The 24,316-nt window shown below is 75.8% G+C and carries 23 protein-coding genes, 1 tRNA gene and 1 riboswitch; of the genes, 17 read left to right on the top strand and 7 right to left on the bottom strand.

The window, feature by feature from the left end; all coding sequences use genetic code 11:
- Positions 1-217: 217 nt before the first annotated feature.
- Positions 218-2,356: an asparagine synthase-related protein gene (locus ACIQI7_RS09525; RefSeq protein WP_401106856.1), complete on the bottom strand. Its 2,139-nt coding sequence runs from the start codon at positions 2,354-2,356 to the stop codon at positions 218-220.
- 816 nt (positions 2,357-3,172) lie between these two features.
- On the opposite strand from ACIQI7_RS09525, the gene ACIQI7_RS09520 reads away from it, so the two are divergent.
- From ACIQI7_RS09520 to ACIQI7_RS09495, 6 genes are all read left to right on the top strand, one after another.
- Positions 3,173-4,600 (top strand): MFS transporter, encoded by a 1,428-nt coding sequence (locus ACIQI7_RS09520; RefSeq protein ID WP_355264844.1) that lies wholly within the window; start codon positions 3,173-3,175, stop codon positions 4,598-4,600.
- A 565-nt stretch (positions 4,601-5,165) separates the two neighbouring features.
- Positions 5,166-6,740 (top strand): TROVE domain-containing protein, encoded by a 1,575-nt coding sequence (locus ACIQI7_RS09515; protein ID WP_401106854.1) that lies wholly within the window; start codon positions 5,166-5,168, stop codon positions 6,738-6,740.
- A 183-nt stretch (positions 6,741-6,923) separates the two neighbouring features.
- Positions 6,924-7,754 (top strand): tRNA (guanosine(46)-N7)-methyltransferase TrmB, encoded by an 831-nt coding sequence (gene trmB, locus ACIQI7_RS09510; RefSeq protein WP_387759123.1) that lies wholly within the window; start codon positions 6,924-6,926, stop codon positions 7,752-7,754.
- Positions 7,755-7,869: 115 nt separating this feature from the next.
- Complete coding sequence (locus ACIQI7_RS09505) at positions 7,870-9,168, top strand: PrsW family intramembrane metalloprotease (protein ID WP_401106851.1); 1,299 nt, start codon at positions 7,870-7,872, stop codon at positions 9,166-9,168.
- Between the two features lie 50 nt (positions 9,169-9,218).
- Positions 9,219-9,292: transfer RNA gene (locus tag ACIQI7_RS09500), tRNA-Met, on the top strand.
- 532 nt (positions 9,293-9,824) lie between these two features.
- Positions 9,825-10,991, top strand: a complete 1,167-nt coding sequence (locus tag ACIQI7_RS09495) for a hypothetical protein (RefSeq protein WP_401106848.1) — start codon at positions 9,825-9,827, stop codon at positions 10,989-10,991.
- Here ACIQI7_RS09495 and ACIQI7_RS09490 read toward each other — a convergent pair.
- The 3 genes from ACIQI7_RS09490 to ACIQI7_RS09480 all read right to left on the bottom strand — a co-directional run bounded on the left by ACIQI7_RS09490 (position 10,988) and on the right by ACIQI7_RS09480 (position 12,989).
- On the bottom strand, positions 10,988-11,434 hold the full coding sequence (locus ACIQI7_RS09490; RefSeq protein WP_401106845.1) for a GNAT family N-acetyltransferase: 447 nt from the start codon (positions 11,432-11,434) through the stop codon (positions 10,988-10,990). The two genes, ACIQI7_RS09495 and ACIQI7_RS09490, sit on opposite strands and share 4 nt — an antisense overlap.
- Before the next feature lie 113 nt (positions 11,435-11,547).
- Complete coding sequence (locus ACIQI7_RS09485; RefSeq protein WP_401106842.1) at positions 11,548-12,288, bottom strand: sensor domain-containing protein; 741 nt, start codon at positions 12,286-12,288, stop codon at positions 11,548-11,550.
- Between the two features lie 113 nt (positions 12,289-12,401).
- The gene (locus ACIQI7_RS09480; protein WP_401106839.1) at positions 12,402-12,989 is read right to left on the bottom strand and encodes a GNAT family N-acetyltransferase; all 588 of its coding nucleotides are present in this window, start codon (positions 12,987-12,989) and stop codon (positions 12,402-12,404) included.
- Between the two features lie 42 nt (positions 12,990-13,031).
- On the opposite strand from ACIQI7_RS09480, the gene ACIQI7_RS09475 reads away from it, so the two are divergent.
- The gene (locus tag ACIQI7_RS09475) at positions 13,032-13,907 is read left to right on the top strand and encodes a hypothetical protein (RefSeq protein WP_401106836.1); all 876 of its coding nucleotides are present in this window, start codon (positions 13,032-13,034) and stop codon (positions 13,905-13,907) included.
- 64 nt (positions 13,908-13,971) lie between these two features.
- Here ACIQI7_RS09475 and ACIQI7_RS09470 read toward each other — a convergent pair whose 3' ends face one another.
- A complete protein-coding gene (locus tag ACIQI7_RS09470) occupies positions 13,972-14,817 on the bottom strand; it encodes a M23 family metallopeptidase (protein WP_401106833.1) in 846 nt (281 codons plus the stop codon).
- Positions 14,818-14,830: 13 nt separating this feature from the next.
- A riboswitch (cyclic di-AMP (ydaO/yuaA leader) is annotated at positions 14,831-14,989 on the bottom strand.
- Positions 14,990-15,184: 195 nt separating this feature from the next.
- On the opposite strand from ACIQI7_RS09470, the gene ACIQI7_RS09465 reads away from it, so the two are divergent.
- The 10 genes from ACIQI7_RS09465 (at position 15,185) to ACIQI7_RS09420 (ending at position 22,805) form a co-directional block, all read left to right on the top strand.
- Positions 15,185-15,475 carry a YiaA/YiaB family inner membrane protein gene (locus ACIQI7_RS09465; RefSeq protein WP_401106830.1) on the top strand — a complete coding sequence of 97 codons (291 nt, stop codon included), beginning with the start codon at positions 15,185-15,187 and terminating at the stop codon, positions 15,473-15,475.
- Positions 15,476-15,593: 118 nt separating this feature from the next.
- Positions 15,594-16,421 (top strand): alpha/beta fold hydrolase, encoded by an 828-nt coding sequence (locus tag ACIQI7_RS09460; RefSeq protein WP_401106828.1) that lies wholly within the window; start codon positions 15,594-15,596, stop codon positions 16,419-16,421.
- 51 nt (positions 16,422-16,472) lie between these two features.
- On the top strand, positions 16,473-17,039 hold the full coding sequence (locus tag ACIQI7_RS09455) for a TetR/AcrR family transcriptional regulator (RefSeq protein WP_401106826.1): 567 nt from the start codon (positions 16,473-16,475) through the stop codon (positions 17,037-17,039).
- Between the two features lie 300 nt (positions 17,040-17,339).
- Complete coding sequence (locus tag ACIQI7_RS09450; RefSeq protein ID WP_401106911.1) at positions 17,340-18,605, top strand: sensor histidine kinase; 1,266 nt, start codon at positions 17,340-17,342, stop codon at positions 18,603-18,605.
- Positions 18,589-19,002, top strand: coding sequence for a roadblock/LC7 domain-containing protein (locus ACIQI7_RS09445; RefSeq protein ID WP_387759104.1), 414 nt, complete (start codon positions 18,589-18,591; stop codon positions 19,000-19,002). The genes ACIQI7_RS09450 and ACIQI7_RS09445 overlap by 17 nt, the downstream gene beginning before the upstream one ends.
- On the top strand, positions 18,999-19,346 hold the full coding sequence (locus ACIQI7_RS09440) for a DUF742 domain-containing protein (protein ID WP_387759103.1): 348 nt from the start codon (positions 18,999-19,001) through the stop codon (positions 19,344-19,346). The genes ACIQI7_RS09445 and ACIQI7_RS09440 overlap by 4 nt, the downstream gene beginning before the upstream one ends.
- Positions 19,324-19,959, top strand: coding sequence for a GTP-binding protein (locus ACIQI7_RS09435; protein WP_401106822.1), 636 nt, complete (start codon positions 19,324-19,326; stop codon positions 19,957-19,959). Before ACIQI7_RS09440 ends, ACIQI7_RS09435 begins: the two co-directional genes overlap by 23 nt.
- The gene (locus tag ACIQI7_RS09430) at positions 19,956-21,416 is read left to right on the top strand and encodes a cytochrome P450 (RefSeq protein WP_401106819.1); all 1,461 of its coding nucleotides are present in this window, start codon (positions 19,956-19,958) and stop codon (positions 21,414-21,416) included. The genes ACIQI7_RS09435 and ACIQI7_RS09430 overlap by 4 nt, the downstream gene beginning before the upstream one ends.
- Entirely contained in the window at positions 21,413-22,501 is a 1,089-nt protein-coding gene (locus ACIQI7_RS09425) for a cytochrome P450 (protein ID WP_401106817.1), read from the top strand. Before ACIQI7_RS09430 ends, ACIQI7_RS09425 begins: the two co-directional genes overlap by 4 nt.
- A 43-nt stretch (positions 22,502-22,544) precedes the next feature.
- Positions 22,545-22,805: a hypothetical protein gene (locus ACIQI7_RS09420; protein ID WP_387759095.1), complete on the top strand. Its 261-nt coding sequence runs from the start codon at positions 22,545-22,547 to the stop codon at positions 22,803-22,805.
- Positions 22,806-22,946: 141 nt separating this feature from the next.
- Here the strand turns inward: ACIQI7_RS09420 and ACIQI7_RS09415 are convergent, their stop codons facing one another.
- Together ACIQI7_RS09415 and ACIQI7_RS09410 are read right to left on the bottom strand one after the other, a co-directional pair.
- Positions 22,947-23,771, bottom strand: a complete 825-nt coding sequence (locus ACIQI7_RS09415; protein ID WP_401106814.1) for an isocitrate lyase/phosphoenolpyruvate mutase family protein — start codon at positions 23,769-23,771, stop codon at positions 22,947-22,949.
- On the bottom strand, positions 23,768-24,256 hold the full coding sequence (locus ACIQI7_RS09410; RefSeq protein WP_401106813.1) for a carboxymuconolactone decarboxylase family protein: 489 nt from the start codon (positions 24,254-24,256) through the stop codon (positions 23,768-23,770). Before ACIQI7_RS09410 ends, ACIQI7_RS09415 begins: the two co-directional genes overlap by 4 nt.
- Positions 24,257-24,316 lie beyond the last annotated feature (60 nt).

Here is a 24,316-nt window from a genome sequence, read left to right as displayed (position 1 = left end):
TCCAGCGAGGAAGAGGGCGGTGGGAGCGGACCGGACGGGCCGGCCAGCGAGCCGGGCAGAGCCCGAACGGGGCGGGCCGCAGGCCGGGGTGGCCTGCGGGGACCGGGACGGCCGGATGGCCAGCGGGGCGGGGAGCGCCCGGAGGGAGCCGGCCCAGCAGCGGGCGGGAGGTCGGAGGGTGACAGTCCGCAGGGCGGGCGGGCCGGCGGCCCGGCGGTCAGGGGGTGAGGGCGGGCTGGCGGGGCCCGGGCAGGCCGGTCCAGCAGGCGCCGTGGCGGCGGGCGCGGATGCGGCGGAGCCAGAGTTCGGTGGAGACGAGGTCGGCGAGGCCCGCCAGGGCGGCGGCGGAGAGGGGCGTGGCGGGGTCGGCGGCGTGGACGAGGTCGGCACGGACGGCGGGGAGGTCGATGAGGCCGGCCTCGGCGAGCAGCGGGGCGTCGAAGAGTTCGGCGAGGCCGTCGGCGGCGAGGCGCAGTCCGGCGCGGGCGGGGGCGGTGCGATCGGGGCGGGGGCCGCGGCCCCAGTCGGGGGGCAGGTCGGTGCGGCCGGCGCCGGTGAGGACGGCGTGCAGGAGGGCGTGCCGGGCGCCGGGCTGGAGGCGGACGTCGTCGGGCAGCAGCCGGGCGGCGCGCACCACCTGGTTGTCGAGGAAGGGCGCGTGCAGCCGCTGTCCTGGCTGTTCGGCGGCGTGCACGAGCGTGCGGAAGGAGCGTGCCTGCCGGTAGAGGGCGTGCCGGGCCCGGTACGCGCCGGGGTGTTCCTCGGGAGCCGGTTTGCGCGCCGCCAGGCGGAGCCGCAGCGCGACCGAGGAGAGCGCCTCGTCGGAGAGCCAGCGGGCGGCCGGTCCGGGCACGCACCAGGCGAGGTCGACGGCCGAGCGGGCCCCCGCCGTACCGGCGTCGTCCGGGACGTGGCGGGCGGTCAGCCTGGCGGCCGCCTCGTCCAGCGCCTCGGCGTAGCGCACCCGGGAGAGCCGGTGGGCGGCCCGGACCACGGTGAGCGGGGTGCGCAGCGCGCCGGTGAGGACGCCTGCGGCCGCCCGGTCGGCGCCGGCCAGCGCGGCGACCGGGGACAGCAGTTCGCGCGGCCGGCCGGCCCGGATGAGGTCGGCGAGCCGGGCCGGGTGCCCGTCCAGCACCTGGCGGGCGCCGTAGCCGGTGAGGTGGTCGGTGCCGCCCGCGTCGAAGCGGGCCTCGGCCCGGGCGGCGGCGACGAGTTCGGGTCCGGGCTCGTCGGTGAGCCGGCCGGCCTGCGGGTCGGCGCCCGGCCCGGCGTACGGGAGGGTGTCCGGGGCCGGGTCGAGCACGGTGTGCCGCAGCCGCGGGGTGTCGGGGGCGAGCGCGAGGCCGGTCGGGGGCCCGGTCTCGCCGAGGGTGACGGCGGCCAGCCGCTCGGGGGCGGCGGGTTCCCGGACGGCGGCGGCGCGGGCCCAGGAGCCCTTGACGGCGCCGCTCCTGGCACCGGCGGTGGCCGCCCGGGCCGCCGCGGCGGCCGTGGGCGCCGGCGGCAGCGGGACGGCGGCGGCGAGCAGGGCGACGGTCGCGGAGGCCGTCCCGTACGAGAGGTCGACGCCGAGCCGGTCCCGCCCGGCCGGGTCGAGCGCCGGGCCGGTGGTGCGGACCCGGGAGCGGACGGCCTCCAGCAGGGCGCGGGTGAGTTCGCGGACGGCGGGCGCCTCGCCCCGCGGCTGACCGGCGCCGCCCGGGTCGTCGTAGCCGGACAGGTACGGGCGGCCGCCGCGGACGCCGAGCACGTGGCCGGGCGGCACCCGCTGGACGCCCAGGTACGGGGTGCCGGTGCCGAGCGCCTCGGGGGACTCGGGGCAGGCGAGCCGGGCGGCGAGGTGGCCGGTGTCCAGCGGGGCGCCGACCAGGTCGGCGAGCGGCAGGGCGGCGGTGGCGTACGCGGTGCCGCCGGCCCACGGGGTGTGGAAGACGGGCTGGGCGCCGGCGAGGTCGGTGAGCAGCAGGGTGGAGCGGGTGCCGGAGCGCAGCACGACGGTGTAGCTGCCGGGCCAGGCGGTCAGGTGGCGGACGGCGCCGCCGCGGGCGGCGGCGAGGCCGGCGGCGAGTTCGGCGTCGGTGGCGCCGCAGTGGCCGAGGACGGCGAGCCGGGAGGTGGCGGGGGTGTCCTCGACCTGGTCGGGGGCGGTGGGCCCGGTGCTGACCACGGCGGGCGCGCCGGGGCGGAGGGTGACCAGGCGGATCTCGCCGGGGCGCCAGTCGCCCACGGCCCAGAGCGGGTCGGGCCCGGTCCACAGGGGGCGCGCGGCGATGGGCTCGACCCTGCCGAGTGCCTCGTGCGCCGGAGTGCCCGCGCTCGGCACGCCCGTGCACCAGCCCGTCAGCCACCGCATCGCGCCTCCAGCGGACGAGGACCTGCATCCGTGGGCGCGTTCGCCGCCCGCCGGGCGGCCGGGTGGTGTGCCGTGGCGGCCCGTGCGCGTCCCGGCGTGCCCCCGCAGCTCGACGCGCCGTCAGGAGACATCGTGCCACCGCGGGACGCCGCCGTGGCCGGTGTTCCGGGTTCCGATTCCGTTCGGACCGGCCGTTCGACGGCCGGGTGCGGGCGTCCGGGCCGGTGCAGGTGCGCCCGCGGACCGGGGGGCGGCCCCGGAACCACCGCGGCACCCGATCACTGCGGGGGGTCAAGTTCCGTGCAGTCGAAGAGAGTTCGATCATCCCGCCACTCCGGCGGGGCGGGCGGGCCGGGCCTCCCCCTCCCCGGCCCGGACCGCCGGCGAACGCCTTGACATGGGCATCGCGAGATGGCCGAAAGGCGTCGCCCAGCCCGGGAGGGCATCCGCATGCCCTCCCGGACTTCACCGCCGCCCGCGGGGATTGAGGCGGCGGCATCCCCCGGCCCGCCGGGTCCTCGACGGCAGGCCGACCCACGACCACCAGCGAATCGCCGACCAGCCGGTCGGGCCAGGGGGCACGGCCGGGCGCACGTGAACACGGGACCGGAGCACGACGCTCCGGCGCGCGGTGCGGTCGGCCGGATCCGAGCGGTCCGGACCAACTCCGGTGCGGCACCGCCGAGTGCGCGATCCCGCCATCCGGAATGCGACCTCTTAACCGTCGGAACGCGTCCGACTACGCTAGGTACAGCAGCTACGGCCCGGTGCCGCCCGGGCCCCGCGCACAAGGCCGCAGGAGGTGCCGCCGCCACCATGACCGTCAGCCCACGTGGACCGAACGAACGGCTCGGCACGCTCCTGACCCTCGCCCAGATCAGCAACGCCGGACTGGCCCGCCGGGTCAACGACCTCGGTGCCCAGCGCGGGCTGACCCTGCGGTACGACAAGACCTCGGTGGCCCGCTGGGTCAGCAAGGGCATGGTGCCGCAGGGGCCCGTCCCGCACCTGATCGCCACCGCGATCGGCGGCAAGCTCGGCCGGCCCGTCCCGCTGGAGGAGATCGGCCTGGGCGACACCGACCCGGCGCCCGAACTCGGCCTGGCCTTCCCGCGCGAGGTCGCCGACGCGGTCCGCTCGGCGACCGACCTGTGGCGGGTCGACCTCGACCTGCGCCGGGGCCCCGGCGGCGGACGCTGGAGCGACAGCCTGGCCGGCACCTTCTCGGTCGCCGCCTACGCGACCCCGGTCTCCCGCTGGCTGATCACCCCCGCGGACGGCTCGGTGGCCCGCGAGGTGCCGCGCTCCCCCACCGACACCTCCTCCTACCGGGTCGGCCACTCGGACGCCGCCAAGCTCCGCGAGGCCGCCCAGGAGGCCCGCCGCTGGGACTCCAAGTACGGCGGCGGGGACTGGCGTTCGTCGATGGTGCCGGAGTGCCTGCGGGTGGAGGCGGCGCCGCTGCTGCTCGCCTCCTACAGCGACGCGGTCGGCCGGGCGCTGTTCGGCGCGACCGCCGAACTGACCAGGCTGGCCGGCTGGATGGCCTTCGACACCGGACAGCACGAGGCCGCCCAGCGCTACTACATCCAGGCGCTGCGGCTCGCCCGGGCCGCCGCCGACGTGCCGCTCGGCGGCTACGTGCTGGCCTCGATGAGCCTCCAGGCCGGCTACCGGGGCTTCGCCGAGGAGGCGGTCGACCTCGCCCAGGCCGCGCTGGAGCGCAACCGGGGCCTGGCCACCGCCCGCACCATGAGCTTCTTCCACCTGGTGGAGGCCCGGGCCCAGGCCAAGGCCCGCAACGCCGCGGCGTGTGCGACGGCGCTCGGCGCGGCGGAGAGCGCGCTCGAACGCGCGCGCGCCGGGGATCCCGATCCGGCGTGGATGGACTTCTACGCCTACGACCGGCTAGCCGCCGACGCCGCCGAGTGCTTCCGCGACCTCGGAGTGCCCTCCAAGGTCCGGCAGTTCACCCGCGAGGCGCTGGCCACCCCCACCGAGGGCTTCGTCCGCTCGCACGGCCTGCGGCTGGTGGTCTCGGCGATGGCCGAGGCGGAGGCGGGCAACCTGGACGCCGCGGTCGCCGCCGGCGAGCGCGCCGTCGAGGTGGCCGGGCGGATCTCCTCGCAGCGCAGCCGGGAGTACGTGGTGGAGATGCTGCGGCGGCTGGAGCCCTTCCAGGGTGAACGCCGGGTACGGGAGTTGACCGAGCGGGCCCGGGCGGTGATCGTCGCTCCGGCGTGAGCGGTGGGTCCGCCGGAGTTGACGGTAAATGAGGTGCACGCGCGGGAACGGCCTGGCTAAGGTCTCTCTCGTCCAGGTGCGCAGGCAGAGGTTACTTCCACTGTTAATGGGCGTGTCGCGGGTTCGAGTCCCGTCACCGGCTTCGGGCCGGTGTAGCTCAGTCGGTAGAGCAGCTTCGTCACCTCAGCCGCCTTCGATCTCTGGACACCCATACCTGAATAGTTCGTTCCGCACCTCCCGGTGCGACGGCAGCGGTTACTTCTGGTAGACGCCGGTTCTCCGGCGTAGCGGTTCGAGCCCGCGAAACACCGCCGCCATCCTGATCTCGGGAGGCAGTGCGCTCCGGAGTGCCCGGTGCGCGGGCGGGGGTTACTTCGGATCTTGCGGTTCCGGGTTCGAATCCCGGGCGGCCGTGCGCGAGCGCGGCCGGTAGCTCAATCCGGTAGAGCACAAGGCATACACCTCCGCCGACGTCGGCCGTCCCACGGCCGGCACGATCTCGGGCACGCCGCACCGCAGCACGCCTCCCTCCCACTGACACCAGCAGGCCGAGGGGGGCTTTCGCATGTCCAGGTTCAACTTCCGCGGGGCCAAGGCGGGTCCGACCTCGCCGGTGGCCACCACCGGGCGGCTCACCCGCAACCACAACGGCGGCGTCGGCCACGTCCGGGACGCCAGGTCCGAGCTCTTCCTGCTCGCGATCGCCAACATGGTCGGGCAGGACGCCTTCCACGAGCGCGGCGGCACGCGCGACGACCGCTACACCGCGCTGGTGCGCGAACTCGCCGTCGCCGAGCCGGAGTGGACCCTCGGGCTGCTGCGCTGGCTGCGCCACGGCGCCCAGATGCGCACCGCCGCCCTGGTCGGCGCCGCCGAGTTCACCCGTGCCCGGCTGGACGCCGGCGCCCACGGCCACTCCCGGCAGGCCGTCGCGGCGGTGCTGCGGCGCGCCGACGAGCCCGGCGAGCTGCTCGCCTACTGGACCTCGCGCTACGGCCGGGCGCTGCCCAAGCCGCTCAAGCGCGGCGTCGCGGACGCCGTCCAGCGCCTGTACGACGCCCGCTCGCTGCTCAAGTACGACACCGCGGGCAAGGGCTACCGGTTCGGCGACGTGATCGAGCTGACCCACCCCTCGCCGGCCCCGGACCGGCCGTGGCAGGGTGCGCTGTTCGCGTACGCGCTGGACCGCCGGCACCGGCCGGAGGAGGCCGTCCCGCCGGCCGTCGACCGGATGCTGACCGCCAACCGCGAGCTGCTGGCGCTGCCCGTCGAGGAGCGCCGGGCTGCGGTGACCGCCGAGGGCGGCGCCGAGCGGCTGGCCGCCGCCGGGCTGTCCTGGGAGGCGCTGGCGGGCTGGCTGCAGGGGCCGCTGGACGCGGCCGTCTGGGAGGCGGTCATCCCGTCGATGGGTCCGATGGCGCTGGTGCGGAACCTGCGCAACTTCGACCGGGCCGGCGTCTCGGACGCCGTCGCGGCCGAGGTCGCCCGGCGGATCTCCGACCGGGGCGAGGTGCGGCGCTCGCGCCAGTTCCCGTTCCGCTACCTGGCCGCGTACCGCAACGCGCCCTCGCTGCGCTGGGGGCACGCGCTGGAGACGGCGCTCGGCCACTCGCTGGCCAACGTGCCGGAGCTGCCCGGCCGGACGCTGGTCCTGGTGGACCGCTCCGGTTCGATGTTCGACCGCTCCGGCGGGCCGACCGAGCTCAACCGGGCGGACTCGGCGGCGATCTTCGGCACCGCGCTGAAGGTCCGGGCCGAGGAGGCGGACCTGGTCGAGTTCGGCACCACCAGCCGGCTGGTCGAGGTCGGCCGGGGCGAGGCGGTGCTGCGGGTACTGGAACGTTTCTCCAGCCTCGGCGGCACCAACACCGCCGACGCCGTCCGCGCCCACTACCGCGGCCACGACCGGGTGGTGATCGTCACCGACGAGCAGACCGGCCCGGGCCACCGGGGCGACCCGCTGGCCGCGGTCCCGGCCCAGGTGCCCGTCTACACCTGGAACCTGGCCGGCTACGCCACGGGCCACGGGCCCGGCGGCGGCGCCCACCGGCACACCTTCGGCGGCCTGAGCGACGCGGCCTTCCGGCTGATCCCGCTCCTGGAGTCCGGGGCGAACGCCCACTGGCCCTGGGAGGGGTAGCGGAGCCCGCGCCGGCCGGGCGGGGAACGGGGGAGGAGCCATCACGGGGGTGTGGCTCCTCCCCCCTTCTCCACCGGCGGCCGGGCGGACCGCGCGGCGGGCCGGGCGGGCGGCGATCGGGCGGATGAGCCCGGTCACAGGCCCGGCCGACGACCCCCGACAGCCCCGTAGACTCGGGTGATTGTGACTGCCACCGCCCCGATCCCCCAGCCCTCGCCGTCCGCCCGGCTGTCCGCCGCGCCGGCCGCCTACCCCGCGCCGATGTACCCGCACAAGGCCACCGAGGCCCAGCACCGCGAGCGTCGCATCCGCAGCTTCCAGCCGCGCCGGGGCCGGATGACCAACGCCCAGGCGAGCGCCCTGGACCGGAGCTGGGAGACCTACGGCATCCCCATCGACGGCACCCCGCTGGACCTGCCGGAGCTGTTCGGCGGCCTGCCGGTGACGCTGGAGATCGGCTTCGGCATGGGCGAGACCACCGCCGCGATGGCCGCCGCCGACCCGGCCATGGGCATCCTCGCCGCCGACGTGCACACCCCCGGCCACGGCAACCTGCTCGGCCTGCTGGAGCGCGACGGCTCCCGGAACGTCCGGACCGCCGCCGGCGACGCGGTGATCCTGCTGCGCGACATGCTCCCGGATGCCTCGCTGGCCGGTCTGCGGGTCTACTTCGCCGACCCGTGGCCCAAGCCGAAGCACCACAAGCGCCGGCTGGTCCAGCCCTCCTTCCTCGACCTGGTGCTGCCCCGGCTCGCCCCCGGCGCCCTGGTGCACTGCGCCACCGACTGGGAGCCGTACGCGGAGCAGATGCTGGACGTGCTGTCCGCCTCGCCGGAGCTGGAGAACCTGCACCCCGAGGGTGACGGGACCGGCTGGCTGGAGCCCGCGGACCACCCGGACGGCAGCATCCCCGGCTACGCCCCTCGGCCGGACTGGCGACCGGTCACCAAGTTCGAACGGGCCGGGATCGCCAAGGGCCACGTCGTCCACGACCTGCTGTTCCGCCGCCGCTGACCCACCGGCGCCGTTCGAACCGGCGGCCGCGCGGCGGCCGTTCGGGCGGGCCGGGGACGGGCGGTCCGCCCCGGGTCCTCCCGACGGGCCGCCGCCGTGGCCTACCCTGTGCCGCATGGGCAGCCCGTCCGGCGGCGGGTTCCGGACGAACGGTCGGACGACGGTCCGGGCCGCCGCCGACGCACCGGAGACGGTCCCGAGCACCGGCGGCACCCGGACCATCCCGGGCCCCCGGAGGCACCGGGCCCGGCGCCTGCTGCCCCGGCCGGGTACCGCCCCCGCCGGGCCGGCCCGGACCGCGGCCCCCGGTCCCCGCCCCGGCCGCAGCCGCTCGGTGGCGCTCTCCTCGGTCACCACGACCGCCGTGCTGACCCTGATCGGCTGCGGGGTGCTGATCCTGCACCTGGTCCAGCGGCAGACCGGCACGGTCGGGCTGCTGGTCGGCCTGGGCCTGGCGCTGGTGCCGCTGCCGTTCGTGCTCGGCGGCCTGGCCTGGCTCAACCTCACCGCCCGGGTGCCGCTGCGGCACACCGTGTTCTGCCTCGGCTGGGGCGCCTGCGCGGCCACCACCGTCGCCATCCTGGCCAACAACTGGACGGCGAGCTACCTGACCCGGCACCGGGGCGCGTTCGGGGAACTGCTCGGCGCCGGGATCGCCACCCCGGTGATCGAGGAGACCGCCAAGGCCACCGCCCTGCTGGTGCTGCTGCTCCCGTTCGGCCAGCGGCTGCGCTGCCACGGCCGCCGCACCGGGCGCCCCTGCGCGCCGCTGCTGCGCCGGTCGCCCGCGCCCCGGAGCCCCCGCCCGTACCCGCGCCACCCCGCCGGGCCGCACGCCCGCGGCCGGCTGCGGCTGCGGCCCCGCCTGCGGCCGCTGCCCTACCTGCGGCCGGCCCCGCCGCCGCACCAGCGCTCCCGGCCGCGCACCCTGGCCGCCGGGGTGGTGCTCGGCGGGATGGCCGCCTGCGGCTTCGCGTTCACCGAGAACGCCCTCTACCTGGGCCGGGCCTTCACCAGCGACCAGCGGCAGCGGCTGGACAGCATCGGCCTCGGCGACCCGCCCAGCCTGCGCGACTTCGACAGCACCGTGCAGACCTTCGTGCTGCGCGCCCTGCTCTCCCCCTTCGCCCACCCGCTGTTCACCGCGCTCACCGGGATCGGCCTGGCCGTCGCCCTCACCACCGGCCGCCGCTGGCTGGCCCGGCTGGCGCTGCCGGCCGGCCTGCTGCTGGCGATGGCCCTGCACGGCACCTGGAACGCCGCCGCCGACCTCGGCACGGACGGCTTCCTGGTGGTGTACGCGGCGCTGATGGTGCCCTGCTTCGCCGCGCTGGTCTGCTTCGCGGCCTGGGCGAGATGCCGGTCGGCGCGGCACGCGGCGCCCGGCCGGCCGCGGGTCGCCAGGGCGCCCTGAGGAACCGATTTCCCATCCCGGCGACTTCCACGTATCGTTGTGTTCACCGACGCGGGGTGGAGCAGCTCGGTAGCTCGCTGGGCTCATAACCCAGAGGTCGCAGGTTCAAATCCTGTCCCCGCTACTCAGTAGCGGAAAGGCCCGGAGGACACGTCCTCCGGGCCTTTCGCATGTCCGGGTACGGGCAGCCCGCGGTCCCGCCGCGGGCGGGCGCGCCGAGGACGGCGACGGCGGGACCGGCTCCGGCGGGTCCGGGACCGGCTCAGGACCGACTGCGGCGGACGCGGCTCCGCGAAATAAATCCGTTGCCTCCGCCCGGTGCGCTGCCTAGGCTGGCAGCACACTGAAGGGAGGTGATCCTGAGTTGAGTTCCATCAGGATGCGTGAGGTGGCTGCTCGCTAGAGCCGCCCCTGCCTGCGCGGGGTGAGGCCCCAGGCCTCCGGCAGGCGAAATCCATAGCAGTCACCCGGCCCGCGGGCTCACCGGTACATCCCCGGTGCCTCGGCGCCTGGCCAGTGCACGGGCCGGCGTCGCAGGAGCAGCCCGCGGGCCGTCTGCGTTCCCGGGGAGCTTCCGGCACGGTCCGCAGGCTCCCCGCGGCGCTAGAGTCGGCGCGGGTTCCGGAGCGGAGCGGCGCGGACACAGGGGGCGGGCGATGGCGGAGGCACGACGGCCGGGCGGCGGGGCCGCGCTGCGGACGGCGCGGTGGGGCGCCGCCGGTGTGGCGGCCGGGACGGGGCTGCTCGGGCTGGTGCTGTTCGCACTCGGCCGGGAGCACGCCTGGCAGGCGCTCGGCGGCGGGCTGGTGGTGGTCGGCGCCTCGGTGGTGCTGGGCGGCGGGCTGGGCTTCCTGTTCGGGGTGCCGCGGGTGCGCGGTGGTGCCGGCGCCGGAGAGCCGCCGGGCTCGTACGCGCCGAACACCAATCTGGAGCAGGTCTCGGACTGGCTGACCAAGGTGCTGCTGGGCGTCGGGCTGACCCAGCTCGGCTCGCTCGGCCGGCGGCTGCACGACCTCGGTACGGCGCTGGCGCCCGCGCTCGGCGGGGGCGAGGGGGTGGCGCCGTTCGCGGCGGCGCTGGTGCTGTACTTCCTGGTCCTCGGCTTCCTGGCCGGCTGGCTGGTGACCCGGCTGGCGCTGCCGCAGGCGCTGACCGAGACCGACCAGGCGCTGGACCTCTTCCTCGCCGGGCAGGACCACGACCGGCACGGCGACAAGGTGGGCGCCGACGACCTGCGGGTCCGCGCGATGCAGCAGCTCGGGCTGCTGGGCGGCAGCGCGGAGCGCCCGGCCGCGCTGGCCGGGCAGCTGCCGCCCTCCTCCGGATCGCCGACCGGGCCGGAGGGCGTGGTGGCCGAGGTCCGTTCGACCGCGCGGCGTTCGGCGCTGACCGCCGACCAGGTGCGGGACCTCTTCGCGGACGGCTCCGAGGGCCGGCGGATCCAGGCGCTCGCGCTGATGCAGGGCGATCCGGCGCTGGCGGACCTGCCGAGCGTGCTGGACGCGATCGGGCACCCGCGCTCGGACTTCGAGCAGTACCACGCGCTGCTGGCCGCCCGGGGGCTGCTCTCCCGGCTGCCCGCCGCCGAGGCGCAGCGGGTGCGGGACGCGGTGGCGACCCAGCTGGTCGACCCGCGCGGGATCCCGTACGGGTCGGACCGCAGCTGGCTGGCGGAGAAGATCCTGTCCCGGATCCAGGCGCCGGGCCTCGTGCCGGCGCGGTCGGGGCCGCCCGCCCCGCAGGCCGTACCGCAGGTCGTACCGGTGGTGGTGCCGGTCCAGCCGGGCGCACCGGACGCTCCGTCGGAAGGCGGGAACTCCTAGACGGTGAAGCGCAGTTCGGGCTGTTCCCAGGGCGTCCTGGGCTGCGGGGGCCGGGTGCCGGTGCGTACGGCGCCGACCCGCAGGTAGAAGCGCTCGGCGGGCGGGTGGGACACGACCTTGACCGAGGCGGTGCCCGCCTCCCGCGCGCGGTCGAGCATGTCGGCGATCAACTGCCGCCCGACGCCCAGCCCCTGCGCCTCGTCGGCGACGAACATCAGGTCCAGCTCGGCCGGTTCGCGGATCAGGCCGTAGAACCCGAGCAGGCGGTCGTCGGCGGCGTCCACGGCCATCCGCACCAGGTGGCGGGCGATGTAGTCGGGAGACACCCGGTAGCCGTCGATCATCGCGGAGTACGCGCCGCGGTAGGCGCCGGAGGCCTGGATGAGCGCGGTCAGCCGGTCGGCGTCGGTCGCGTCGGCGAGCCGGATGGTCGTCTCGGTCATGCGGGCGAGTATAGGGGCATCCATGATGAGTGACCATTACATACCCGGATGCCGGGCAGCCGCCGGAAGCCGCCGACGGGACCCGGTCCGCCGGAAGCCTCCGACGGGAGCGGTCAGCGGCCGAGCAGGCCCAGGGCGGCGGCCCGGTTGACGTTGGTCAGGCCGCGGACCAGCTGGGTGGTGAGGAAGACCAGCAGCAGCCCGGCGAGCGAGAGCCCGGCGATCTGCCAGGGCGACTGGATCTCGTACAGGTGCCGGATGCCGTCGCTGTCGCGGAAGTCGAACACCCGGTACCCCTTCCAGGAGGTGTACGTCGGGAAGACCCAGTGGTACAGCGGGTAGAGCGTCAGGGCCCAGCCGAGCACCAGGAACACCAGCGTCATCGTGAAGCTGAACAACGCCCAGGGGAACATCACCACCTGGTACAGCACGGCCTTCCAGCCGGCGCCGTCCCCCAGCCGCGCGGTGATCGCACCCCAGCTGCCGGGGCGGACCTGGCGCACCGGCTCCGGGCCCGGGACGTCCAGGGCCAGCATGCCGCGCACCCGGGCCCGCTCCAGTCGGCCGAAACCGCGGGCGAGGCTGGTCAGTGCGCCCAGCACGGGCAGGCCGAGGACGGTGACGAAGGTGCCGAGGCCGAGGCAGAACATGGTGACCGAGACGGCGAACCCGGCGATCGCCACCGGCAGCCCGGTGAGCGCGTAGCCGACCTCGCGGTAGTAGTACGCCGAGAACGGCGCCCGCCACAGGGCCGGCCGCCGCTCGGTCCGGCGGGCCCCGGCGGGGCGCCGGTCGTCCCCGTGGACGCCCGGGACGTCCCACTCCCGGTCCTCCGTGCTGCGGCTGCTGCTCATGATCCCGGCCCCCGGCCCCTCGTGCTGTCGGTCGTTCGTCCCGCTGACGGTGTCCAGTCTGGTGGATGCGGTGGCCGGTCGGGATCCGGGGGCCTGGCGGATCCGGGGTGGGGTTAACCCCCCTGCGTCCGGGCGGCCGGGCCGGGCCACTCGTCGGCGAGCAGCGAGTAGAGGTACGAGTCGGTCCAAACGCCGTCCTTGAACCCGTCGTGCCGCAGCCGCCCCTCGCGCCGGAAGCCCAGCCGGGTGAGCACCCGGACGGAGGCCTCGTTGGCCACGGCGACCCGCGCGGCCACCCGGTGCAGGTCCAGGGGCCCGAAGGCGAGGTCGCAGAGCAGGCCGACGGTCTCGCCCGCGTAGCCGCGCCCCCAGGACCCGCGGGCCAGCACGCACCCGAGCTGGGCGGCGCGGTACCCGTCGAGGGTGAGCGAGGCCTGCCCGACCGGCGTGGCGTCCGCCGGGTCCTCGGCGTCGGCGAGCCTGGTGACGGCGAGCCGGTAGGTGTCCCGCTCCCCGGCCATCGCCTCCTCCAGGTAGAGCTCGACCTGGTCGGCGCACTCCTCCCGGTCGCCCGGCCCGAACGGCAGGTGGCGGGTGACCTCCGGGTCGCCGAACAGCGCGTGCAGCGCGTCCACGTCGCGCTCGGTGTGGTGGTACTCGCGGACGGCCAGTCGCGGGCCGGTGAGTCGTACGGGGACCATGGCTGCCGACCCTATCCCCGCCCGGCGGCTACCGTTCGGACTATGAACGACGAAGACCTGCGGCTCGCCCCGCGCACCAAGGCCGCCGACCTGCTCGACTGGGCGGCCGAGCAGGGCCGCGCGCCGGTGGCCGAGGGGCCGCTGCGCGCGGTGCTGGCGCTGCTGGAGCTGGGCGAGGGCAGGATGCGCGACGGCTGGCCCGAACTGACCTCCGACGCGGTGGAGCACCTGCTGTACGAGCGGCTCCACCTGTACGTCCAACCCGCGCCCGAGGAGGACCCGCTGGCCTACGGCGACGCCGTCCGGCTGCTGATCGACCACCAGCGGGCGGCCCGGCGGCTGAACGCCAAGCGCCAGGAGCGGCTGCACGCGGAGGCCGAGTGGCAGGGCGAGGTCGCGGCCGGGCTGCTGCGCCGCGCCGACCTGGTGACCTGGCCCCGGCTGTACGCGCTGCTGCTGCACGCGCACGGGGTGGACGTCACGGACGCGGCGGCGGTGCGGGACTGGCTGGCCGGCTTCGCGGAGCTGTCGGAGGACGAGCGGCTGGCCGCGTACGGGGCGCTGGTGCCGGCCGGCTGGCTGGACGAGCCGGACGAGCAGGGCTGGGGCCCGGGCCGGGTGCTGGCGGTCGGCATGGCCACGGACGGCGCGCGGCGGCTGCTGGAGCAGGGCCTGATGCGGCGCAGCTACCGCAACCTGGCCGAGCTGACCTCGCTGGGACGGCCGATGCCGGACGAACTGGCCGGGGACTTCGGCCGGTTCGAGGAGGCGGCGGTCGACGCGGCGCTCGACCTGTTCGGCGGGTGGACGGTGCCGGGGCTGCCGCGGCTGCTGGTGACGGAGTTCCCGGAGCTGGCGCCGGAGCCGGGCCACGAGGAGATCGAGGCGTACCTGGCGCAGCTGCCCGTCGAGGAGTGAGTCGGCGCGCGAAGGCCCCCGGCCCGGGAGCTGCGGCTCCGGGCCGGGGGCCTTCGCGGGTGCGTCAGAGGGTGAGGCCGCGCTGCTCGAGCCAGGGCTCGGGGTCGACCGGGGCGCCGCCGCCGGGGCGGACCTCCATGTGCAGGTGCGGGCCGGTGACGTTGCCGGTCGCGCCGACCTTGCCGATCTGCTGGCCGGAGACGACCTTGCCGGAGCCCTTGGTGATCGAGGAGAGGTGGCAGTACCAGATCTCGGTGCCGTCGGGCAGGGTCTCGACGATCCGGTAGCCGTACGAGCCGGCCCAGCCGGCCGAGGTGATGGTGCCCTGGCCGAGCGCGTGGACCGGGGTGCCGGTGTCGGCGGCGAAGTCCAGGCCGGTGTGCAGGTTGGCCCAGTAGCGGGCGCTCTGGCCGTAGTGGGCGGAGAGCCGGTACTCCTTCACCGGGAGGGTGAGGGCGGCGGCCTTGACCCGCTCGGCCTCCTCGGCGGCGCGCTTGGCCTCGGCCTCCTTGGCGGCGGCCTTGGCCTCCGCCTCCTGCGCGGCCTGCAGCCGGGCGGTCTCCTCGGCGGCGGTGCGCTGGCTGTCGGCCTGGTGCTGGATGCGGGCGGCGAGCGCGAGGCCGGGGTCGGCGGAGAGGGCGACCGGGGTCTCGTCCGGGGCCTCGACGGCGGGGGCGGCGGCCGGGGTGGCCGAGGCGAAGCCGGTGGCGCCCAGGGTGGCGGCGACGGCGGTGACGCCGAGCAGCGGGGAGGCTCCGCGGGTCTGACGCGGCATCCGGTGGCGGTTGGTCTCGACCTCCGGGCCGAAGGCCTCCGCACCGAAGGCCTCGGGGCCGTCCGTGCCGGGGTGGTCGAGAAGCTGGGTGCCGGCTGCGGAGCCGGGGTGTGCCGGGGTGTGCGTCGACGCCACGGGAGGCGCGCTCCTTTCCTTCCTTCGCGCCTACCGGGTTAGCTGACGGGTTCGGAGCAGGAAGGTCTCCTACGGCCGGGCCGGGGCCCCGCCGATTCACCCCAAGGAACGTGGTTCCCCGGCTCCCTGACCTGCCCGGGGGCCGGTCGGCGGGATTAGGCGACGGCGCACGGTGCCGTCTGGGTACGGCGTTGACGACCGCGCTGCGTTATCAAACGTTAATCCTAGGAGGCTCTGATTCCAAGCCATCCGTTCCGAGCAGCTTACGCCCAGGTGATCGGACGTCAACGAACGACCCCTCATGCACGGCTCCATCTGAGTACGCCTACTCATGTGCGGTCCGACCGGGCGGCCGCATCCTGACGCCATGAGCACACCGATGCAGAGCCGCACCACGGCCGCCTACTACATCCAGGCCGTCCTCTCCTTCGCCGTCTCGGGAACCGCCCTCGCGGTCGGGATCGCCTACCTGCCGGTCGGCGGGTGGACCCGGGCCTTCCTGGGGATCGGCCTCCTCTACACCGTCACCTCCGCGTTCACGCTGGCGAAGGTGATCCGGGACCGGCAGGAGTCCAACGAGATGGTGACCCGGGTGGACCAGGCCCGGCTGGAGAAGCTGCTCAGCGAGCACGACCCGTTCAAGGTGGAGGGGGTCTGACCGCCCCCTGCGCCGACTCGTCCGCCGACCGCTTGACGGCTAAGGCTATTAGCCTTAGCTTTATGGCTATCGGCGGCACCCGCCGATGCCCCGCACCGGCGGCCCGAGGAGGACCACCATGAACGGCACCACGACCCCGAGCACCCAGTACCTGACCGTTCCCGGCGGCCGGATCGCCTTCGACGACACCCGGCAGGGCGACGGCGCCCCCGTCGTCCTGCTGCCGGGCATGCTCGACAGCCGGGCCGCCTACCGGCACCTGCGCCCGCTGCTGGTCGCCGCCGGCCACCGGGTCGTCACCATGGACCTGCGGGGCTTCGGCGAGTCCTCCGTCGCCTGGGACGACTACGGCCCGGCCGCCCTCGCCGGCGACGTCCTCGCCCTGCTCGACCACCTCGGCATCGAGCGCGCCGTGCTCGCCGGGAACTCCTACACCGGGGCGACCGTCGTCAGGGCCGCCGGGGACGCGCCCGAGCGGGTCGCCGGGATCGTCCTGCTCGACGCCTTCGTCGAGAACCCGCCGCCGGGCGCCCTGATGCGGGGCGTCATGGGCCTGATGGGCGCGGCCCTCGTCCACTGGCCGGCCTCCTGGGGCTTCTACCTGCGCCGGATGGCCTTCCCCGGCGCCAAGCCCGCCGACTTCGACGCGTACGTGGACGGCCTGGTCGCCGCACTGCGCACCCCGGGCCGCAAGGCCGCCACCCGCGGGTACGTCCGCGGCGACTCGGCGCCGGCCGGCTGGACGGCCGCGGTGCGGTGCCCGGCGCTGGTGGTCATGGGCAGCGCGGACCCCGACTTCCCGAAGCCGGAACTCGTCGCCGACCGGCAGGCCGCCGCCCTGGGCGCGCGGAAGGTGATGATCGAGGGGTCCGGGCACTACCCGATGGCCGACAACCCGACGGCCACCGCGGACGCCCTGCTGCCGTTCCTCGCCGAACTCGGCTGAGCCCCGCCCCCGCCCGCCACCCGACCCCACCCGTACGGAGAGCCCGAACCCATGCCCCGCGTAGGACTGACCCCCGGCCAGGTCGTCGACCACGCCCTCGCCCTCATCGACGAGCAGGGCGCCGAGGCCCTCACCCTGGCCTCCGTCGCCGCCCGGGCCGGGGTCGCCACCCCCTCGCTGTACAAGCACGTCAGCGGCGGCCTGGCCGAACTGCGGCGGATGATCGCCGTCCGGGTCACCGGAGACCTGGCCGACCGGCTGGCCGAGGCGGCCGTCGGACGCAGCGGGGACGACGCCGTCGCCGCCGTCCTGCGCGCCTACCACGCGTACGCCACCGAGCACCCGCACCGCTACCACGCCCTGCCCCAGGCCCCGCAGCCCGACGACGACCTGACCCGGGCGGCCGCCCGGCTGGTCGGCGTGATCATCGCCGTCCTGCGGGAGTACGGCCTCGACGGCGCCGAGGCGATCCACGCCGCCCGCACCGTCCGCTCCCTCGCCCACGGCTTCGCGTCCCTCTCCACCGCCGGCGCCTTCCAGCTCGCCGAGGACCTCACCACCACCCACGACCGCCTCATCGCCACCCTCACCGCCGGCCTGCGCGGCTGGCCCGCCTGACCGCCCCGGCCGTCCCGCCCGGCCTCGGGGCTCGGCGCCCCTGCACCGGACGACGCCCCTTCCGCAACACCTCGCACACAGGCCCCACACATCACAGGACGCGATCCGGCCGACCGGCTCGGTCCCGCCGCCGGCCGCCGGGGCCGGTCAGGCCGGTGGGACGCCTCGTCAGGCGGTGCGATCGGGGTCGAACGAGCGCCGATTGACGCCGAATTGACTCGATATTGACGAGATCCGGTCACTTGGCGGGATCCGTTCACACCTTCGTAGGATCATCACCCTAGAATTCGCCGCGTGACGATGACTCAGTGGTCCGTAACGGCAACCGGCGTGCTCGCCGTCCTCGCCCTCGTGGCCGCCGCGCGGTACCGCGCCGTGTCCGTCACACACCGCCGCCGCGCCGACCGGCTGCACGGCGAACTCCTCGCCCTCCAAGACCAGCTGGCCGTCGAACTCTCCCGCCGCGGCGCCGAACTCGCCGCCGTCCAGCAGGAGCAGGAGCACACCGCCTCCACCCAGCGGGCCTTCCTCAGCGTCGCCCGCCGGATCCTGGTGATGGCCCACGACCAGCAGGCGCTGCTGGACGAGATGGAGCGCACCCACGACGACCCCGCGCTGCTGGAGGGCCTGCTCAAGGCCGACCACGCGGCCGCCCAACAGGCCCGGCTGGCCCAGACCCTGGCCGTGCTGTGCGGCGCCCGGGCCGGCCGGCACTGGCCGGAACCCGTCTCCCTGGAGGACGTCGTCCGCGGCGCCCAGTCGCGCATCCTGCCGTTCCAGCGCGTGGTGGTGCGCAGCCGCACCGAGACCGCCGTGGTCGGCGCCGCCGCCGAGGCGCTGATCCACGCGATCGCCGAGCTGCTGGACAACGCCACCCGCTACTCCCCGCCCAGCACCCAGGTGTTCGTCACGCTGATGCCGGTGCACAACGGCGCCGTCATCGAGATCGACGACGGCGGCGTCGGCATGCCGGAACAGGCGGTGGCCAAGGCCGCCGCCGCGCTGGCCGGCGGCAGCACCCTGGAGGTCTCCCGGCTGGGCGAGGTGCCGCAGCTGGGCCTGGCCGCGGTCGGCCGGCTCGCCGAGCAGTACGGCTTCCGGGTCACGCTCAGCTCGGCGCCCTCGCCGTACGGCGGCGTGCGCGTCGTCCTGCTGCTGCCGAACGCGCTGCTCACCGAGCCGCTGCCGCCCACCGTCCCCGGCCTCGGGCCGGACGACCGGGCGTTCAGCCCCGGTCCCCGACCGGCCTCTCCCGCCGGTCATCCCATGGTGGAGACCCCGCCCACCGGCCGGCACGCCGCCACCGGTGACGCCCCTCCCCCGCTGCCCCGCCGGAGCCACCGGCGCGACCGCACCGGCCGACCCGCCCAGCACGCCGCTCCCCCACCGCCGCCCGCGCCGCCCCACCGCTCGGCCCGGGACGCGCAGGCGTTCATGGCGATGTTCCAGGCCGGGACCGCCAGCGGCCGTTCCGCCGTCCGGGCCCAGGCCCAGTCAGACCGTTCCCTGCCCGCTTCCCCCCGACTTCCCCAGCGCTCCGGAGAGTTCCATGACCACCACCCCTGATCTCGGCTGGCTGCTCGCCGACATCATCGCCGTCCCGCAGGTCCAGCACGCCGTCGTCGTCTCCAACGACGGCCTGGAGATCGGCCGCAGCGCGGGCATCGCGCGCGACGACGCCGAACGGCTCGCCGCCGCCTGCTCCGGACTGCAGTCGCTGGCCCGCGGCGTCGCGACGGGCTTCGGCGGCCCCGGCAGCGCCACCCGCCAGATCGTCATCGAGTACGGCGGCGGCTACCTCTTCGTCGTCGCCGCCGGGGCCGGCGCCCACCTGGCCGTGGTGACCGGCGAGGCCGTCGACGCCGGCCTGGTCGCCTACCAGATGCAGGTCCTGGTCGAACGGATCGGCGCCCACCTCACCAGCCCGCCGCGCGTCGACCACGCGGCGGGGGGCCACCGTTGAGCGGCCCGGTCCGGCCGTACGTCATCACCGGCGGGCGCAGCCGCCCCACCCGGGCCGAGCTCGCCGTGGAGAGCCTGGTCAGCGCGTTACCGGAGGCGCCGGACCTGCCCGAGCACGAGCTGCTGAACCGCGAGCACCGGCGCATCCTCGCCCTCTGTCACAGCCTGCTGTCCATCGCCGAGGTGGCGGCCCACCTGGGGCTGCCGCTCGGCGTCGTCAAGGTGCTGGTCGGGGACCTGTGGGACCTCGGCGCCGTGCAGGTGCTCCCGCCCGTACCGCAGGCCGAACGCCTGCCCGCAACCCTTCTGGAAGAGGTGCTCGTTGGCCTCCGCCAACTCCGCTGAAGCCGCCCCCGGGGCCACCGGGTCCGCCGACGGGCCGCAGTACCTGCCCTCCTCGGTGCAGGGCGCGGTCAAGATCCTGGTCACCGGTCCGTTCGGGGTCGGCAAGACCACCCTGGTCGGCTCGTTGAGCGAGATCACCCCGCTGCGCACCGAGGAGACGATGACCGCCGCCAGCGCCGGCGTCGACGACCTCACCGGGCTCGCCGGGAAGAGCACCACCACGGTGGCGCTGGACTTCGGCCGGATCACGCTCAACCCGCGGCTCGCGCTGTACCTGTTCGGCACGCCCGGGCAGCAGCGGTTCTGGCCGCTCTGGGACGACCTGTCGCGCGGTGCGCTCGGCGCCATCGCCATGGTCGACCTGCGCCGTCCGGACGAGAGCTTCGACGTGCTCGGCCGGCTGGAGGAGCAGCGCATCCCCTTCGCGGTCGCCGTCAACACCTTCCCGGACACGCCGAGTTACCCGGAGGAGGAGCTGCGGTCGGCGCTGGACCTGCTGCCGGAGGTGCCGATCCTGTACTGCGACGCGCGCGACCGCCGGCAGGCCTACGACCTGCTGATCGACTTCGTCGACCACCTGCACCGCAGCTCGGTCCTGGAGCTCCAGGGATGACCGCCCCCGAACCGCCCGGGCCTCCCGGGTGCCCCGTCGCCCACGGCGGCGGCCGGCCCGGCGGGCTGCCCGTGGGCGTGCCGCTGACCCCGCTGTACGGCCCGGCCGTCGCCGACGACCCGCACGGCCTGTACGCCCGGCTGCGCGAGCGCTACGGGCCGGTCGCACCGATCGAGCTGGAGCCCGGGGTCGAGGCCTGGCTCGTCCTCGGCTACCCCGAACTGCTCGAACTCACCCGCAACGAGGCGCTGTTCTCCAAGGACTCGCGCCGCTGGCGGGTGCCCGCCGAGGGCCGGCTGGCCGCCGACTCCCGGCTGCTGCCGATGACCTCCTGGCGGCCCACCCTGCTCAACCTGGACGGCGCCGAGCACCAGCGGCTGCGCTCCGCCGTCTCGGACACCCTGGCCCAGATCGACCACCGCCAGCTGCGCGGGACCACCGAGACGGCCGCCAACGGGCTGATCGACAGCTGGGGCCCGGACGGCACCGCCGACCTGATCGCCCAGTACGCCCGCATCCTGCCGCTGCTGGTCTTCACCCAGCTGGTCGGACTGCCGGTGCAGAGCGGGCCGCGGCTGGTCGAGCTGATCAGCCACTTCGTGGACAGCAGCGCGCAGTCGCAGCGCGCCGGCGTGGAGTTCCAGACGCTGCTGGTCGACCTGGTGCGCAGCCGCCGGGCCGTCCCGGGCGCCGACCTCACCTCCTGGCTGCTCGCCCACCCGGCCGAGCTGACCGACGAGGAGGCGGTGCACCACCTGGTGGTGCTGCTGGTCGCGGGCAACGAGACCTCGATCAACTGGACCGGGAACACCCTGCGGCTGCTGCTCACCGACCGGCGCTTCCGGGCCACCCTCACCGGCGGGCGGCTGACCGTCTCCGACGCGCTGGAGGAGGTGCTCTGGCGCGACCCTCCGACGCAGAACTTCCCCGGCCGCTGGGCCACCGGTGACACCGTGCTCGGCGGCCAGTACATCAGCGCCGGCGACATGCTCGTCCTCGGCCTGGCCGCGGCCAACGCCGACCCGGCCGCGCAGGGCGTCTCGGCCGCCGCCCAGGGCTCGCTCGGCGGCAACCGGGCGCACCTCGCGTGGGGCGCGGGCCGGCACGTCTGCCCGGCCCAGCACCCGGCCCGGATCATCGTCGAGACCGCCGTCGAGACCCTGCTGCACCGCCTTCCCGACCTCCAACTTGCCGTACCTCCGGGAGAGTTGACCTGGCGCCCGTCCCCGTGGTCACGGGCCCTGACCGCCCTTCCGGTGCTCTACAGCGCCTTCACCCCACCCCGCCCGCCAGCCCCCGAGAGGCCCGCATGGACACCGTCGACGCCGGAAACCGCGCCGAGCCCGTCAGACTCGACCCCTTCGGCCGTGACCAGCACGGCGAGAACGCCCGACTCCGTGCGGCCGGCCCCGCGGTCCTGGTGGAGCTCCCTGGCGGGGTGGTGGTCTGGGCGGTGACCCACCACGCCACCCTCCAGTCGCTGCTGGCCGACCCCCGGATCGGCAAGGACGCCCGGCTCTGGACGACCTTCCGGGAGGGACGGCTGCCGGAGGGCTGGCCGCTGCTCAACTTCGTGGTCGTCCCCGGCATGGTCACCGCCGACGGCGACGACCACCGGCGGCTGCGCGGGCTGGTCTCGCAGGCCTTCACCCCGCGCCGGATAGCCGACCTGGCGCCCGCGGTCGAGGCCCGGACGATCGCGCTGCTGGACGGGGTCGCGAAGCTGGAGGGCGAGTTCGACCTGCGGCGGCACTTCGCCTACCCGCTGCCGATGCAGGTGATCGGCGAGCTGCTCGGCCTGGCGCTGGAGCAGCAGGACGAGTTGCACGAGCTGTCCGACACCATGGTCTCCAGCTCGGCCACCCCGGCCGCGGCCCTGGCCGCGCAGCGGGGCCTGAACGCGCTGCTGGCCTCGGTGGTGGCGGCCAAGCGGGCCGAGCCCGGCGACGACCTGACCAGCGACCTGATCGCCGCCCACGACGCCGGCCACCACCTCGACAAGCAGCGGCTCAGCGAGGCCGAGCTGGTGGGCACCCTGCTGCTGATGCTGGTCGCCGGGCACGAGACCACGCTCAACCTGATCACCAACGCCGTCCGCGCCCTGCTGGCGCACCCGGACCAGCTGCGGCTCGTCCTGGACGGGGAGCAGCCGTGGTCGGCGGTGGTCGAGGAGACGCTGCGCTACGACTCCCCGGTCGGGCAGTTCCCGCTGCGCTACGCGATCGAGGACATCGAGGTCGGCGACGTGGTGATCCGGCGCGGCGAGGCCGTGCTGGCCTCGTACGCGGCGGCCGGGCGGGACTCCGGGCACCACCCGGACGCGGACCGCTTCGACCTCACCCGCCAGCCCGCCAAGCACCTGTCGCTCGGCCACGGCCCGCACTTCTGCCTCGGCTCCGGGCTCGCCCGGCTGGAGGCCGAGACGGCGCTGCGGCACCTGTTCACCCGGTTCCCCGGGCTGGCCCTGGCGGAGGGCCGGACGGACGAGCCGATCGCCTCGTTCGTCAGCAACAGCGTTCGCACCCTGTGGGTGACGGTCTGAGCGATCCGGTGACCTGAGGGCGGTCCGGGTCGTTCGGCAGGGCATGAAGAAACTCGCCACCCTGGCCGCCCTCACCATGGCGGGCCTCGCCCTCGCCGTCCCGGCGGCCTCCGCCACCACCCAGACCGCCTCCTCGCCGGACGTCTCCGGCGGGCTCACCGACGGGCTGGAAGTCTCCCCCGCCGACCTCGCCCTGCGGACCGTGGGCAAGCTCCCGGTCGTCGGCAAGGCCGCCGACCAGGTCGAGGCGCTCGGGACCAACCAGATGAGCCACCCGGGGCTCAGCGGGCAGGTCCTGAACTGACCCGCCGGTCCGGCGGCCGCCGGACCCGGTGAACCGCCCGTGGCCGGCCGGCCGACCCCCGTACGGCCGGCCGGCCACGGCGTTCGGCCCGCGGCGGTCGGGCGGCGGCACCCGGCACCGCGCCGCCCGGCCCCGCGCCGCTCAGCCCGCGGCGAGCCGGTTGAGCTCCGGGTAGCTCAGCCCCTCGGCGAGCGCGGTGAACGTGCCGTGCCCGTACACCTCCTCGGCGGCCCGGCGGACCGCCGCGTACGCCACCTCGGCCAGGCCCGGGCCCAGGCTGATCCGGGCCACGCCGAGCGCCGCCAGCTCGGCCACCGCCGGGGAGCCGGGGCCGGCCAGCACGTTCAGCGGCGCCGGGACGGCCGCCACCAGGGCGGCGATGGTCTCCGGGTCGGACACCCCGGGGACGAACACCCCGTCCGCGCCCGCCGCGACGTACGCCCGCAGCCGGCCCACCGCGTCGTCGAACCGGCCCTCGGGGGCGCCGATCCCGCGCAGGAACACGTCGGTACGGGCGTTGACGAAGAGCGGCACGCCGGCCGCGTCCGCCGCGGCCCGGGCCGCCGCGATCCGCTCGGCGGCCTCCTCCGTCGGTCGGCCCTCGTCCTCCAGGTTCACCCCGACGGCGCCGGTGGCGAGCAGCGCGGCGACCGTCTCGCCGACCCCGGCGGCGGTGTCCGCGTAGCCGGCCTCCAGGTCCGCGGTGACCGGCAGGTCGACCGCGCGGACCACCTGGGCGGTCCGGGCCAGCACCTGCTCGCGGTCGGCGCCGCCGCCGTCCGCGCTGCCGAGCGACCAGGACACGCTCGCGCTGGCCGTCGCCACCGCCCGCGCCCCGGCGGCGGCCACCAGCCGGGCGCTCGGCACGTCCCAGGCGTTCGCCAGCACCAGCGGCCCGCCCGGGCGGTGCAGCTCCCGCAGCAGCCGGGCCTTCTCCCGCCGGACGGCGAGGTCGGTGGCGCTCACCTGGCGGCCGGGCTCATGCGGGTGGACACGCCGATCCGGTTCCAGGCGTTGATGGTGGTGATCAGCGCGATCAGCTGGGCCAGCTCGGTCTCGTCGAACTGTGCGGCGGCCTCCGCGTACACCGCGTCCGGCACGTGGCCCCGGGTCAGCAGGGTGACGGACTCGGTCAGGGCCAGGGCGGCGCGCTCGCGGGCGGTGAAGAACGGGGTCTCGCGCCAGGCCGGCAGGGCGAGCAGCCGGTGCTCCCGCTCGCCGTGCCCGCGGGCGTCGGTGGCGTGCATGTCGATGCAGAAGGCGCAGCCGTTGATCATCGAGGCGTGCACCTTGACCAGCTCGGCGAGCACCGGGTCGAGGCCCTCCCGGGAGGCCCGGTCCACGGCGACCATCGCCTGGTAGAAGGCGGGGGCGAGCTTGTCCATCCTCAGGCGCTGCTCGGGGGCGGGCACCGGGGCGCCGTCGGTCGCGGTCGTCACGTTCGTCGTCATGGCCGCCAGCCTAGGGGCGCGGTGGCCTGCCGCCCTGGTGCGTTCGGCCGTCCGTTCCTT

The organism is Kitasatospora sp. NPDC092039, assembly GCF_044756065.1.
Classification (GTDB): Bacteria; Actinomycetota; Actinomycetes; order Streptomycetales; family Streptomycetaceae; genus Kitasatospora.
The sequence above is the reverse complement of the archived record's forward strand: the minus strand, read 5'-3'. Positions and strand labels throughout refer to the sequence as shown.